The sequence below is a fragment of the uncultured Clostridium sp. genome (assembly GCF_947072515.1).
Lineage (GTDB): Bacteria > Bacillota > Clostridia > Clostridiales > Clostridiaceae > Clostridium.
The window spans coordinates 1-14,830 of record NZ_CAMTIG010000068.1 but is presented as its reverse complement, the minus strand read 5'-3'; the positions used below and the strand labels follow the sequence as shown (position 1 = coordinate 14,830).

Below are 14,830 nucleotides of genomic sequence, written 5' to 3'. Positions count from 1 at the left end.
CTATCAGAGAAGGTGGAAGAACTGTAGGTTCAGGAGTTGTTACTAAAGTTTTAGCATAATTTCTAAATTTGCATAAATGGGCTAGGTATTACAAAATCCTAGTCCTTTAAAAAGAATAGAACATTGACAGTTTTTGAAATTTGTGATAATGTGGGAAAGTAATTCAATTATTACAAATAAAAAGACAGTAAGAGGACAATACGTCTCTTAGAATATATATCAAACTGGAGGTGCACATCGTGAGAGTAAAAATAACTTTAGCATGCACAGAGTGTAAACAAAGAAACTATAGCTCAATGAAGAACAAGAAAAACAACCCAGATAGAATTGAAATGCAAAAATATTGCAAATTCTGTAAAAAGCACACTCTTCATAGAGAAACTAAGTAATTAGCGATTTTAAGCAGACACAGACTTAAATAAGATTAAGGATGTGAAAAAAATTATGACTGGTAATAAAGTAAAAGATGCTCCTTCTAAAAAAGGAGGATTAATGGGTTTCTTAAAGGGAGTAAAGAACGAATTCAAAAGAATTGTTTGGCCTTCTAGAGAAGAAACTAAAAAAGCATTAATTGCTGTTCTAGGATTCACTATTATATACGTTGTATTAGTAGGTGGATTTGACTATATTTTTCAAAACCTCTTCCAAGTAGTTTTGAAACTGAAATAAAGGAGGTTTACCGATTAATATGAGTGAAATAGCAAGATGGTACGTAGTACATACGTATTCTGGTTATGAAAATAAAGTTAAAGCTAATATTGAGAAAACTATTGAAAATAGAAATCTTCAACACCTTATACAAGATATACAAATTCCTATGGAAGAAGTTATCGATGAGGAAAAGAAGGATAAAGATGGTAATCCTAAGGTTAGCTATAAGAAGAAGTTTCCTGGATACGTAATAGTAAAAATGCTAATGACAGACGAATCATGGTATGTTGTTAGAAATACAAGAGGTGTAACAGGATTCGTAGGACCTGGTTCTAAACCAGTGCCTCTTACTGAAATAGAGATTGAATCTATGGGAGTGGTAGAACTACCTAGAGAAACAGATCTTGAAGTTGGTGAAAGCATAAAGGTTATCTCAGGACCACTGAGAGACTTTGTTGGAACTATTCAAGAAATCAATCTTGAGAAGCTTAAAATTAAAGCTTCAGTTGATATGTTTGGCAGAGAAACTCTTGCTGAACTAGATTTTAACCAAGTAGAAAAATTAGTTTAATTTAATTTTAGTCTATTAAGACTAATGTTTTAAGTAAGTGGGAGGGCAAAAGCCCGTTTACCACAGTATAGGAGGAATAAAAACATGGCTAAGAAAGTAACTGGAATGATCAAACTTCAACTTGCTGCAGGAAAGGCAACTCCAGCACCACCAGTTGGACCAGCATTAGGACAACACGGTGTTAACATCATGGGATTCTGTAAGGAGTTCAACGCAAAGACTGCTGATAAAGCTGGATTAATAATACCAGTAGTAATTACTGTATATCAAGATAGATCTTTTAGCTTTATCTTAAAGACTCCTCCAGCTGCAGTTCTAATCAAAAAAGAATTAGGACTTGAAAGCGGATCAGGAGTGCCAAACAAAACTAAAGTTGGTAAGTTAACTAAAGATCAAGTAAGAAAGATCGCAGAAATGAAAATGCCAGACTTAAATGCAGCTAGTGTAGAAAGCGCTATGAGAATGATCGCTGGAACTGCAAGAAGTATGGGAGTAACTATTGAAGAGTAATTCACAAAAATAGTGGGAGGTAAGAACCGCTAATACCACAAAGGAGGCTTATTATGGGAAAGAAATATGTTGAAAGTGCAAAATTAATTGATAAAAGTGCTTTATATAATGTAACAGAAGCGTTAGATCTTGCTGTTAAAACTGCAAAAGCTAACTTCGATGAAACAATCGAATTACACGTGAGACTTGGGGTAGATCCAAGACACGCTGACCAACAAGTTAGAGGTGCAGTAGTTTTACCACACGGAACAGGTAAAACAGTTAGAGTTTTAGTTTTCGCTAAAGGAGACAAAGCTAAAGAAGCTCAAGAAGCTGGTGCAGATTTCGTTGGAGCTGAGGAATTAGTTCAAAAGATCCAATCAGAAAACTGGTTTGAATATGATGTAGTAGTTGCTACTCCAGATATGATGGGTGTAGTTGGTAGAATTGGTAGAGTTTTAGGACCTAAAGGATTAATGCCAAACCCTAAATCAGGAACAGTAACATTTGATGTTTCTAAAGCAATTGCTGATATCAAAGCTGGTAAAGTTGAATATAGAGTTGATAAAACTGCTATAATTCACTGTCCAATTGGTAAAAAATCATTTGGAGCTGGAAACTTAAAAGAAAACTACACTACTTTAATGGATGCTATAGTTAAAGCTAAACCAGCTGCAGCTAAAGGGCAATACATTAAATCAGTAAGTATTTCAAGCACAATGGGACCTGGAGCAAAAATAAATCCAGGAAAAGTAATAGAATAGTAGTTGACTTATTTTAAAATAAGTGATATAATCTAATACGTTGTGAAAAGTTAAAAATATTCCGTAGACCGTGGGTGCCGTAAAGGTGTAACGTAAATCAACCTGCCGAGGGTGATTTGGATTTCAAGATCTTCCTCAGTCTACGGGAAGATCTTTTTTAATACGAAAAAAGCAGTTAATACTGTGAGGAGGTGGACACACATTGAACAAGAGCAGAGAATTAAAAGCAGCAAAAGTTGCTGAAATTAAAGAGAAATTAGAAAAAGCTCAAGGTGTTGTTTTAGCTGATTACCAAGGTCTTACAGTTGAAGAAGATACTCAACTAAGAAAGAACTTAAGAGAAGCTGGCATAGAATACAAGGTATATAAAAACAAATTAGTAGCAAGAGCTGCTGAAGAGTTAGGACTAGGAGATGTAGTTTCACATCTTGAAGGACCTGTATCAATAGCATTCGGATATGAAGATGCTACAGCTCCAGCAAGAATCTTAAATGATTTTGCTAAAGATCACAAGAAAATTGAGTTAAAAGCTGGTATAGTTGATAAAGTTGTTTACGATAAAGAAATGATCGTAAAAATCGCTTCAATACCATCAAAAGAAGTTCTTATTGCGAAACTTCTTGGAAGTATCAAGGCTCCATTATCAAACCTTGCATACTTATTAAATGCAATAAAAGAGAAAAAAGAAGCTGAATCAGCTGAATAATTATAACTTAACTATAAAATAGTTAGTTTTTGAAAAATTTTGGAGGTGCAATTAAAATGACAAGAGAAGATATAATTCAAGCAATAAAAGAAATGAGCGTTTTAGATTTAAACGAATTAGTAACAGCTTGCGAAGAGGAATTTGGAGTAAGCGCTGCTGCACCAGTAGCAGTAGCAGGAGCAGTAGCTGGTGGAGCTGCTGAAGAAAAAACTGAATTTGACGTAGTTTTAGCTAACGCTGGAGCTAGCAAAATCAAAGTAATCAAAGTTGTTAGAGAAATAACTGGATTAGGATTAAAAGAAGCTAAAGAAATCGTAGATGGAGCTCCTAAAACATTAAAAGAAGCTGTATCTAAAGATGAAGCTGAAGAAATGAAAGCTAAATTAGCTGAAGTTGGAGCAGAAGTAGAAGTAAAATAATTTTACTTTAGATAACTTCATAAAGGTGCTTGTAAAAGCACCTTTTTATTTTCAAAAGGAACTATATAAAATATCCCTAATTTAATATGGATAATTTATATAGTTTTATTTATAAATAAAATTTTATATATACAATAAAAAATATATGTAAACTGTTGACAAGAAAAGAACGATATGATACTATCGTATAATGTACTATTCATAATGGAGAAGTATATTTAGTTTGAATAAGTATAGCAAAGGATTTTAATGGCTATACTAAAAAAGATGCTGTCCGAAAGCTAAGGTCCTTAGGGGAATTATGCTTTTGGTTATTTTAGTTTATACAAGGGGTGAAAATTCATGGTACATCCTGTCCAATCTGGAAAAAGAACAAGAATGAGTTTTGGTAAAGTTAAAGCCGCTGCGGATATGCCAAATCTTATAGAAGTACAATTAGATTCATATGAATGGTTTTTAAGGGAAGGTCTTCACGAAGTATTTGATGACATTAATCCTATCGGAAACTTTACAGGGAATCTTGTACTTGAGTTTGTAGATTACAAACTTGATATGGATAATATTAAATATTCAGTGGAAGAGTGTAAGGAGAGAGATTCTACTTATGCTGCACCATTAAAAGTATCAGTAAGACTTACTAATACTGAAACTGGAGAAATCAAGGAACAAGAAGTGTTTATGGGAGATTTCCCATTAATGACTGAACAAGGAACATTTATAATTAATGGGGCTGAAAGAGTTATAGTAAGCCAATTAGTTAGATCTCCAGGTGTATACTATAGCCTGAATCGTGATAAACACGGTAAGAAATTATTCTCAGCTACTGTTATTCCAAACAGAGGTGCATGGTTAGAGTATGAAACAGATTCTAATGATATTATATATGTTAGAATTGACAAAACAAGAAAACTTCCAATAAGTATTTTAGCTAGAGCTATGGGTATAGGAAGTGATCAAGAATTATTAGAATACTTTGGTGAGGAAGAAAGATTCCAAGCAAGTATCGAAAAAGATAATACAAAGACTACAGAAGAAGCTCTTTTAGAAATCTATAAGAGATTAAGACCAGGTGAACCACCAACTGTGGATAGCGCTATGTCATTAATTGATTCTTTATTCTTTGATGCTAAGAGATATGACCTTTCAAGAGTAGGTAGATACAAGTTCAATAAAAAACTTGCTATTAACTTAAGATTAGCAAATCAAGTAGCAGCTACTGATGTTATCAATCCATCTACTGGTGAGATAATGGTAGAACAAGGACAAAAAATAACAAGAGAAATGGCTTCAGAAATACAAAATGCAGGTATAAATACAGTTGATATTTTAATTGAAGATAAAATTATCAAAGTTATAGGTAACCATTTCGTTGATATTACTAAACATATTTCTTTTGATCTAAGTGATTTAAACATAAAGGAATTAGTTCATTATCCAACTTTAAAAGAAATCTTAGATAACTTCAGTGATGAAGAAAGTATTAAAGATGAAATAAAGAAAAATATCAATAAATTAATACCAAAACACATAATTAAGGATGATATATTCTCAACTATTAGTTATGAATTAGGATTAGCTTATGGTATTGGATATGTAGATGATATAGATCATTTAGGAAACAGAAGATTAAGATCAGTTGGAGAATTATTACAAAATCAATTTAGAATTGGTTTATCAAGAATGGAAAGAGTAGTTAAAGAGAGAATGACTATTCAAGACCAAGAAGCAATAACTCCACAAATGCTTATAAATATAAGACCAGTTGCAGCAGCTATTAAAGAATTCTTTGGTAGTTCTCAATTATCACAATTCATGGATCAAACAAATCCATTATCAGAATTAACTCATAAGAGAAGATTATCTGCATTAGGACCTGGAGGACTTTCAAGAGAAAGAGCCGGATTCGAAGTTAGAGACGTTCACCATTCACATTATGGAAGAATGTGTCCAATCGAGACTCCAGAAGGACCAAATATAGGATTAATCAACTCACTAGCTACTTATGCTAGAGTTAATGAATATGGATTTATTGAAACTCCATATAGAATAATTGATAAAGCTGATAAAAGAGCAACTGATGAAATTAGATATTTCACTGCTGATGAAGAAGATCAATATCTAGTAGCTCAGGCAAATGAGCCAATGGATGAAAATGGGTATTTCTTACATGATAAGATAACAGTTAGATATCTTGAAGATGTAATGATTGTTCCATCTTCAGAAGTAGATTTAATGGACGTTTCACCTAGACAAATCGTATCTGTAGCAACAGCTATGATTCCATTCTTAGAAAATGATGATGCCACAAGAGCCCTAATGGGATCAAACATGCAACGTCAAGCAGTACCACTATTAAAGCCACAAGCTCCAATAGTTGGAACAGGAATAGAATACAGAGCAGCAGCAGATTCAGGGGTATTACCAAAAGCAAAAAATGCTGGGGTAGTAACTTATGTAAGTGCTAGTGAAATAAGAGTTAAAAGAGATGCTGATGGCGGAACTGATGCTTATAAACTATTAAAGTTTAAAAGAAGTAACCAAGGAACTTGTATTAATCAAAGACCTTTAGTTGCTGTTGGAGAAATGGTATTTAAAAATCAAGTTCTTGCAGATGGACCATCAACAGATCTAGGAGAAATAGCATTAGGTAAAAACATTAGAATGGGATTCATAACTTGGGAAGGTTATAACTATGAAGATGCGATGCTTATTTCAGAAGAATTAGTTAGAGAAGATGTATTTACATCTATTCATATAGAAGAATACGAATGTGAAGCTAGAGACACTAAATTAGGACCTGAAGAAATAACAAGGGATATTCCTAATGTAAGTGAAGATGCTTTAAAAGACATCGATGAAAGAGGAATTATCAGAATCGGTGCTGAAGTTAGATCAGGAGACATCTTAGTTGGTAAAGTAACTCCAAAAGGTGAGACTGAATTAACAGCAGAAGAAAGATTATTAAGAGCTATATTTGGTGAAAAAGCTAGAGAAGTTAGAGATACTTCATTAAGAGTACCTCATGGAGAAGCTGGTATCATAGTAGATATTAAAGTATTTACTAGAGAAAATGGTGATGAATTAAATCCAGGAGTTAACGAGTTAGTTAGATGTTACATCGCTCAAAAGAGAAAAATCTCTGTTGGGGATAAGATGGCAGGACGTCACGGTAACAAAGGGGTTATTTCAAGAGTTCTTCCAGAAGAAGATATGCCATTCTTACCAGATGGTAGACCACTTCAAATCTGCTTAAACCCATTAGGGGTTCCATCACGTATGAATATAGGTCAGGTATTAGAAGTTCACTTAGGATGGGCTGCAAGTCAATTAGGATGGCATATTGCTACTCCTGTATTTGATGGAGCTACAGAAAGTGATATCGAAGAATGTTTAGAAAAAGCAGGATATAATGCACATGGAAAAACTGTTCTATACGATGGAAGAACAGGAGAAGCATTTGATAATGAAGTAACAGTTGGTATAATGTATATCTTAAAACTTGCTCACTTAGTAGACGATAAGATTCACGCAAGATCAACTGGTCCATACTCACTAGTAACTCAACAACCACTTGGAGGAAAAGCTCAATTTGGTGGTCAAAGATTCGGGGAGATGGAAGTTTGGGCATTAGAAGCATATGGTGCAGCTCACACATTACAAGAAATTTTAACTGTTAAATCTGATGACGTTGTAGGAAGAGTTAAAACTTACGAAGCAATAGTTAAGGGTGAAAATATACCTGAACCAGGAGTTCCAGAATCATTTAAGGTTCTTATTAAGGAATTACAGGCACTTTGTTTAGATATTAAAGTTTTAAATGACGACAATGAGGAAGTTAAGTTAAAAGAGTCAGCTGAGGAAGAATCAGAAGATTTAGAAGTAAATATTGATGGAACAGAAGAATTAGTTCCTGGAGAAACTGTAGCAAATACAGATGATAGTTATACTTCAGAGGAAGAAGTCGAAGAAGAAGAGTTTGATGGATTCCAACTTGAAGATCTAGATGAGAATCTAGAACTTGATGATTTTAATGATGAACACTAATTTTGAAGGGAGGCTTACCCTTGTTTGAATTAAATAATTTTGATGCAATACAAATAGGTTTAGCATCTCCAGAACAGATCAGAGCATGGTCAAGAGGAGAAGTTAAAAAACCAGAAACAATTAACTACAGAACATTAAAACCAGAAAGAGATGGTTTATTCTGTGAAAGAATTTTTGGACCAATAAAAGACTGGGAATGTCATTGTGGTAAATATAAGAGAGTAAGATATAAAGGAATAGTTTGTGACAGATGTGGTGTTGAAGTTACAAAAGCTAAAGTAAGAAGAGAGAGAATGGGGCATATAGAACTTGCTGCCCCAGTATCTCATATTTGGTACTTTAAAGGAATTCCATCAAGAATGGGATTAATTCTTGATATGTCACCAAGATCTTTAGAAAAAATACTTTATTTTGCTTCATATGTAGTTATAGATCCAAAAGAAACACCATTATTAAAGAAACAACTTCTTAATGAAAAAGAATTCAGAGAAGCAATCGATAAATATGGTGAAGAAAGCTTTGTAGCTGGAATGGGAGCAGAAGCTATCCAAGAGTTACTAGGTGAAATAAACTTAGAAGCACAATCTAAAGAATTAAAAGAAGAATTAAAGCAAAGTACTGGTCAAAAGAAGGTAAGAATAATTAGAAGATTAGAAGTAATCGAATCATTCAAAACTTCTGGTAATGATCCAAGATGGATGATTATAAATGTAATACCAGTAATTCCACCAGATTTAAGACCAATGGTTCAATTAGATGGAGGAAGATTTGCAACTTCTGATTTAAATGACTTATATAGAAGAGTTATTAATAGAAATAACAGACTTAAAAAGTTATTAGATTTAGGAGCACCAGATATAATCGTTAGAAATGAAAAGAGAATGCTTCAAGAAGCAGTAGATGCTCTTATTGATAACGGTAGAAGAGGAAGACCAGTAACTGGTCCTGGAAATAGACCACTTAAGTCTCTTTCAGATATGCTTAAAGGTAAGCAAGGAAGATTTAGACAAAACTTACTTGGTAAGAGAGTTGACTATTCAGGAAGATCAGTTATTGTTGTTGGGCCTGAATTACAAATGTACCAATGTGGATTACCAAAAGAAATGGCTTTAGAGTTATTTAAACCATTTGTTATGAAAAAATTAGTTGCTGATGGTGTTGCACATAACATTAAAAGTGCTAAAAGAATGGTAGAAAGAGTAAGTCCACAAGTTTGGGATATATTAGAAGAAGTAATTACTGATCATCCAGTTTTACTTAACCGTGCCCCTACTCTACACAGACTTGGAATTCAAGCATTCCAACCTGTTTTAGTAGAAGGTAGAGCTATTAAACTTCATCCATTAGTATGTACAGCATACAATGCTGACTTTGATGGAGATCAAATGGCTGTTCACGTACCTTTATCAGTTGAAGCTCAAGCAGAAGCTAGATTCTTAATGCTTGCAGCTGGAAATATAATGAAACCTTCTGATGGTAAGCCAGTATCAGTTCCTACACAGGATATGGTTCTTGGAACATACTACATCACTATGGAAAAAGAAGGTGCTGAAGGAAGTGGAAAATACTTCTCATCTAAAGATGAAGCAATTATGGCTTATCAAGTTAAAGCTATAGAAATTCATGCTGATATATTCGTAAGATTATATAGAGAAGTAGAAGGGGAAATGAAATCAGGAATAATTAAGACTACTGTTGGTAAATTAATATTCAATGAATCTATTCCTCAAGACTTAGGATTTGTAGATAGAGAAAATCCTGAAGAAATGTTTAATTTAGAAGTAGACTTCTTAATAACTAAAAAATCTTTAGGGACATTAATAAATAAATGCTACATGAAACATGGAGCAACTAAAACATCAATAATGCTTGATAAAATCAAAGCATTAGGATATCATTATTCATCAATTGGAGCTATTACAGTAGCTGCATCAGATATGATAGTACCTCCAGAAAAATACGATCTATTAAAAGAAGCTGATGAAACAGTAGATAAAATAGAAAAAATGTATAAAAGAGGATTCATATCAGAGGAAGAAAGATATGAAAGAGTAATTGAAAAATGGACTAAAACTACTGAAGATGTTGCCAATGTACTTATGGATAGTTTGGATAAATTCAATCCAATATTCATGATGGCTGATTCAGGAGCCAGAGGATCAAAATCTCAGATTAAGCAATTAGCTGGGATGAGAGGACTTATGGCGAGTCCATCAGGTAAAATCCTTGAATTACCAATCAGAGCTTCATTCAGAGAAGGTCTTGACGTATTAGAATACTTCATGTCTACTCACGGAGCAAGAAAAGGGAATGCCGATACTGCACTTAAAACTGCCGATTCGGGATACTTAACAAGAAGACTTGTTGACGTTTCACAAGATGTTATTGTAAGATCAGAAGATTGCGGAAGCACAAACGGTATAGTAGTTTCTGAAATTAAAGAAGGAAATGAAGTTATTGAAGGATTAGAAGAAAGATTAACTGGAAGATATACAGCAGAAGATATAATTGATCCAATTACTGGAGATGTTATAGCAGCATTTGATACTTATATGGATCAACCATTAGCTGAAAAAATTACTAAAACTGGTATCAAAAAAGTTAAGATTAGATCACCATTTACTTGTAAGTGTAAAATTGGAGTATGTTCAAAATGTTATGGTATGAATATGGCAACTGCTCAAAAGATTAATATTGGAGAAGCTGTTGGTATAATAGCTGCACAATCAATCGGAGAGCCAGGAACACAGCTTACAATGAGAACATTCCATACAGGAGGAGTTGCTTCTGCTGGAGATATCACTCAAGGTCTTCCAAGGGTTGAAGAGTTATTTGAAGCTAGAAAACCAAAAGGTCTTGCAATAGTAAGTGAAATAAATGGAACTGTTAGAATCGAGGAAACTAAGAAGAAGAGAACAGTTCATGTAATGGGAGCAAATGGAGAAGAAGTAAGCTACGATATTCCATTTGGTTCAAGAATAAAAGTTTCTAACGATGAAATGGTAGAAGCTGGAGATGAAATAACTGAAGGTTCGGTTAACCCACATGATATCATGGCTATCAAAGGTGTTGACGGAGCAAGAAGATACCTTTTAGCAGAAGTTCAAAAAGTTTATAGACTTCAAGGGGTTGATATTAACGATAAACACTTAGAAGTTGTTGTTAAACAAATGACTAGAAAGATAAAAGTAACAGATTCTGGAGATACTAAGTTATTACCAGGAACTACTATAGATATATATGATTTTAAGGAAGAAAATGAAAGAGTAAAAGAGTTTGGTGGAGAACCAGGTAAGGGAGACCAAGTATTACTTGGAATCACTAAAGCAGCTCTTGCTACTGACAGTTTCTTATCAGCAGCTTCATTCCAAGAAACAACAAGAGTTCTTACTGAAGCAGCAATCAAAGGAAAAATAGATCCATTAGTAGGATTAAAAGAAAATGTTATTATCGGAAAACTAATTCCTGCAGGAACTGGTTTGATGAAATACAGAGGTGTAAGATTAGATATTGAAGAAGAAGTTAATGAAGAAGAAATTTCATTAATTAATGAATAATTTAACTTATTGACATCTGTTTTTTTAAATGATACAATACGAGTTGTGTGTTTTTAAACATACAACTCGTTAAAAAATGATTATTTTGCAAAAAATTACAAAATAATTAATAAAAAATAAGTAGATTTTATAGTTAATATATTGTATAATCTACTATAGTTCAAGTAGACACATTTCGTGTTTTAAAGTTGGATAAATAGTCGAAATGCGACTATTTAAGTTCGATTTATCTAATATTTATATATAGATAAATAAAATTCAGGAGGTGAAAAAATGCCAACTATAAGCCAATTAGTAAGAAAAGGAAGAAAAGTTGCTGTAAGCAAATCAAACTCACCAGCTCTTAAAAACTGTCCACAAAGAAGAGGAGTATGTACAGTAGTTAAAACATCTACTCCAAAGAAGCCTAACTCAGCCCTAAGAAAGGTTGCTAGAGTAAGACTTACAAATGGATTCGAAGTTACTGCATACATTGGTGGTGTAGGTCACAACTTACAAGAACATAGTGTTGTTCTTATAAGAGGTGGAAGAGTAAAAGACCTTCCTGGGGTTAGATACCACGTAGTTAGAGGAGCTCTAGATTGCGCAGGTGTTGCTAACAGAATGCAAGGAAGATCAAAATACGGTGCTAAGAAACCTAAGAAATAGGTTCTTAAACTAATGTGGTGCTTATCTGGGGCGTTTACATAGATTTTATAAGGATATTTATTTAGTTTATATAGATGTAGAGAGAAGCACTTTACGGTATGAAAATTACCGAGTACCAATGAACTTAAATTTAATTTGTTAAGGAGGGAAGAAAAGTGCCAAGAAAAGGACATATTGCAAAAAGAGATGTTTTACCTGATCCAGTGTACAATTCAAAAGTTGTTACTAAGTTAATAAACGGGATCATGTTAGACGGAAAAAGAGGAGTAGCTCAAAAGATTTGTTATCAAGCTTTTGAAGCTATGGCTGAAAAAACTGGTAAAGATGCTTTAGAGGTATTCGAAGAAGCTATGAACAATATAATGCCATTATTAGAAGTAAAGGCAAGAAGAATAGGTGGAGCTACTTACCAAGTTCCAATAGAAGTTAGAGCTGAAAGAAGACAGACTTTAGGTATCAGATGGCTATTATTAGCTGCTAGAAAAAGAGGCGAAAAGTTAATGTGTGAAAGATTAGCAGGTGAATTAATAGAAGCTGCTAATAATACAGGAGCTGCAGTTAAGAAAAGAGAAGACACTCATAAAATGGCTGAAGCTAACAAAGCATTCGCTCACTACAGATACTAATTTCAAAACTGTTTTGGCTTTGGCCAAAACAGTTTTGTCGAATATAAAATTACTCGTTGAGAGGAGGAATTATTGTGGGAAGAGAATTTCCGTTAGATAAGTTTCGTAATATAGGAATCATGGCTCACATAGATGCTGGTAAAACAACAACTACTGAGCGTATATTATTCTACACAGGTAGAACACACAAAATAGGTGAAACACATGATGGTGCTTCACAAATGGACTGGATGGCACAAGAGCAAGAGAGAGGTATAACAATTACTTCAGCTGCTACTTTCTGTCAATGGAAAGGTCACGCTATCAATATCATTGATACTCCAGGACACGTAGATTTTACAGTTGAGGTTGAAAGATCATTAAGATGTCTAGATTCAGCTATCACTGTTCTAGATGCTAAAAGTGGGGTTGAACCACAAACTGAAACTGTTTGGAGACAGGCAGACAACTATGGTGTTCCAAGAGCTATTTATGTAAATAAAATGGATGCTACTGGAGCAGATTTCTATAATTGTATTAATTCAGTTAGAGATAGATTAAGAGCAAATGCAATCGCAATTCAAATTCCAATAGGAGCTGAATCAGATTTTACTGGAATGATTGACTTAATCGAAAATATCGCTTTAATTCATAAAGATGACTTAGGAAAAGACATCGAAAGAGGAGAAATCCCAGCTGAATTAAAAGATAAAGCTGAAGAATACAGAAACATCATGATTGAAGCTATTGCTGAAACTGATGAAGAATTAATGATGAAATACTTAGATGGAGAAGAATTAACTGTTGAAGAGTTAAAAGTTGCTTTAAGAAAAGCTACTATAAACAATGAAATAATTCCTGTTATCTGTGGTTCATCATACAAAAATAAAGGTGTTCAAGAAATGATTGATTTAGTTATCGATTACTTACCATCACCTTTAGATATTCCAGCGGTTAAAGGTGTAGCTGTTGAGAATCCAGAAGAAGTTCTTGAAAGAGAAGCTAGTGATGAAACTCCAATGTCGGCTTTAGCATTTAAAATAGCTACTGACCCATTTGTTGGAAGATTAGCATTCACTAGAGTTTACTCAGGAATTATGGAGAGTGGTACATATGTACTTAACTCAACAAAAGGTAAAAAAGAAAGAATTGGTAGACTTGTTAAAATGCACGCTAACTCAAGAGAAGAAATCAGCGAATTAAGAGCTGGTGACTTAGGAGCTATCGTTGGATTAAAGAATACAACTACTGGAGATACTTTATGTGCTGAATCAGCACCAATCATACTTGAAAGTATGGAATTCCCAGAACCAGTTATCTCAATTGCTATTGAGCCAAAAACTAAAGCTGGGCAAGAAAAGATGGGATTAGCATTAGCTAAATTAGCTGAAGAAGATCCTACATTCAAGACTTGGACTAACCAAGAAACAGGTCAAACAATCATCGCTGGTATGGGTGAACTTCACTTAGATATCATCGTTGACAGACTTCAAAGAGAATTCAAAGTTGAGTGTAACGTTGGTGCACCTCAAGTTGCTTACAAAGAAACTATCAGAACAGCTGTTAAAGCTGAAGGTAAGTTCGTAAGACAATCAGGAGGTAAAGGACAATACGGACACTGTTGGATCGAAATGATTCCACATGATGGAGAATACGTATTTGAAAATGCTATCGTTGGAGGATCAATTCCAAGAGAATATGTTCCTGCAGTTGATAACGGAATTAGAGAAGCTTCTGAAAGTGGGGTTATAGCTGGTTACCCAACTATAAACTTCAAAGTAAGATGTTTTGACGGTTCATACCATGATGTCGATTCATCAGAAATGGCATTCAAAATTGCTGGATCAATGGCATTCAAAAATGCTATGAAAAAAGCAGATCCAGTAATACTTGAACCTTCAATGAAAGTTGAAGTAGTTGTACCTGAAGAGTACATGGGAGATGTTATTGGTGACATCAATTCAAGAAGAGGTAGAATGGAAGGAATGGAAGCTAGAAGTGGAGCACAAGTTATAAAAGCATTTGTACCATTAGCTGAAATGTTCGGATATGCTACAACTTTAAGATCAAGAACTCAAGGTAGAGGAACTTATTCAATGGAATTTGATCACTACGAAGAAGTACCAAGAAGCATCCAAGAAGATATAATTGGTAAAAAAGAAAAATAGTTTTAAACTATTTAAAATATAGAAGATGGTAATGAGATTACCATCTTCGGAAAAAATATTAGGAATTTCAAATAAGTTATTCATAATATTAAAGTAATCAGTTATAATATGACTGAGATATTATTAAATAAAGGACATAAGGGAGGAATTTACAATGTCAAAAGCAAAATTTGAAAGAAGTAAACCACACGTAAATATTGGAACTATT

12 protein-coding genes and 1 other annotated feature are annotated in these 14,830 nt (G+C 33.7%); all 12 genes read left to right on the top strand.

The annotated features are described in order from the left end of the window. The first annotated feature begins 239 nt into the window (after positions 1-239). Positions 240-389, top strand: coding sequence for a 50S ribosomal protein L33 (gene rpmG / locus Q0W06_RS16825; RefSeq protein ID WP_297638405.1), 150 nt, complete (start codon positions 240-242; stop codon positions 387-389). Between the two features lie 55 nt (positions 390-444). Then, the gene (secE, locus tag Q0W06_RS16820; protein WP_297638402.1) at positions 445-669 is read left to right on the top strand and encodes a preprotein translocase subunit SecE; all 225 of its coding nucleotides are present in this window, start codon (positions 445-447) and stop codon (positions 667-669) included. A gap of 19 nt (positions 670-688) precedes the next feature. After that, entirely contained in the window at positions 689-1,222 is a 534-nt protein-coding gene (nusG, locus tag Q0W06_RS16815; protein ID WP_297638400.1) for a transcription termination/antitermination protein NusG, read from the top strand. An 84-nt stretch (positions 1,223-1,306) separates the two neighbouring features. Further along, a complete protein-coding gene (gene rplK, locus Q0W06_RS16810; RefSeq protein WP_297638399.1) occupies positions 1,307-1,732 on the top strand; it encodes a 50S ribosomal protein L11 in 426 nt (141 codons plus the stop codon). 53 nt (positions 1,733-1,785) lie between these two features. After that, entirely contained in the window at positions 1,786-2,475 is a 690-nt protein-coding gene (rplA, locus tag Q0W06_RS16805) for a 50S ribosomal protein L1 (RefSeq protein WP_297638397.1), read from the top strand. 43 nt (positions 2,476-2,518) lie between these two features. Then, positions 2,519-2,643: a sequence feature (ribosomal protein L10 leader region), on the top strand. Positions 2,644-2,677: 34 nt separating this feature from the next. Further along, positions 2,678-3,181 carry a 50S ribosomal protein L10 gene (gene rplJ / locus Q0W06_RS16800; RefSeq protein ID WP_297638395.1) on the top strand — a complete coding sequence of 168 codons (504 nt, stop codon included), beginning with the start codon at positions 2,678-2,680 and terminating at the stop codon, positions 3,179-3,181. Between the two features lie 56 nt (positions 3,182-3,237). After that, entirely contained in the window at positions 3,238-3,600 is a 363-nt protein-coding gene (rplL, locus tag Q0W06_RS16795) for a 50S ribosomal protein L7/L12 (protein WP_297638393.1), read from the top strand. A gap of 342 nt (positions 3,601-3,942) precedes the next feature. Next, positions 3,943-7,644: a DNA-directed RNA polymerase subunit beta gene (gene rpoB / locus Q0W06_RS16790; RefSeq protein WP_297638390.1), complete on the top strand. Its 3,702-nt coding sequence runs from the start codon at positions 3,943-3,945 to the stop codon at positions 7,642-7,644. 20 nt (positions 7,645-7,664) lie between these two features. Continuing rightward, positions 7,665-11,201, top strand: coding sequence for a DNA-directed RNA polymerase subunit beta' (gene rpoC, locus Q0W06_RS16785; RefSeq protein WP_297638388.1), 3,537 nt, complete (start codon positions 7,665-7,667; stop codon positions 11,199-11,201). A gap of 273 nt (positions 11,202-11,474) precedes the next feature. Beyond that, a complete protein-coding gene (rpsL, locus tag Q0W06_RS16780; protein ID WP_297638387.1) occupies positions 11,475-11,849 on the top strand; it encodes a 30S ribosomal protein S12 in 375 nt (124 codons plus the stop codon). Between the two features lie 155 nt (positions 11,850-12,004). Further along, positions 12,005-12,475, top strand: a complete 471-nt coding sequence (gene rpsG, locus Q0W06_RS16775; RefSeq protein WP_297638385.1) for a 30S ribosomal protein S7 — start codon at positions 12,005-12,007, stop codon at positions 12,473-12,475. Positions 12,476-12,549: 74 nt separating this feature from the next. After that, entirely contained in the window at positions 12,550-14,622 is a 2,073-nt protein-coding gene (fusA, locus tag Q0W06_RS16770) for an elongation factor G (protein WP_297638383.1), read from the top strand. Positions 14,623-14,830 lie beyond the last annotated feature (208 nt).

Excerpts from the sequence above, each read along its gene's own strand:
- nusG (WP_297638400.1), top strand. The coding sequence starts at position 689 with ATGAGTGAAATAGCAAGATGGTACGTAGTACATACGTATTCTGGTTAT.
- rpsL (WP_297638387.1), top strand. The coding sequence starts at position 11,475 with ATGCCAACTATAAGCCAATTAGTAAGAAAAGGAAGAAAAGTTGCTGTA.
- rplL (WP_297638393.1), top strand. The coding sequence starts at position 3,238 with ATGACAAGAGAAGATATAATTCAAGCAATAAAAGAAATGAGCGTTTTA.
- secE (WP_297638402.1), top strand. The coding sequence starts at position 445 with ATGACTGGTAATAAAGTAAAAGATGCTCCTTCTAAAAAAGGAGGATTA.
- rplK (WP_297638399.1), top strand. The coding sequence starts at position 1,307 with ATGGCTAAGAAAGTAACTGGAATGATCAAACTTCAACTTGCTGCAGGA.
- rpoB (WP_297638390.1), top strand. The coding sequence starts at position 3,943 with ATGGTACATCCTGTCCAATCTGGAAAAAGAACAAGAATGAGTTTTGGT.
- rplA (WP_297638397.1), top strand. The coding sequence starts at position 1,786 with ATGGGAAAGAAATATGTTGAAAGTGCAAAATTAATTGATAAAAGTGCT.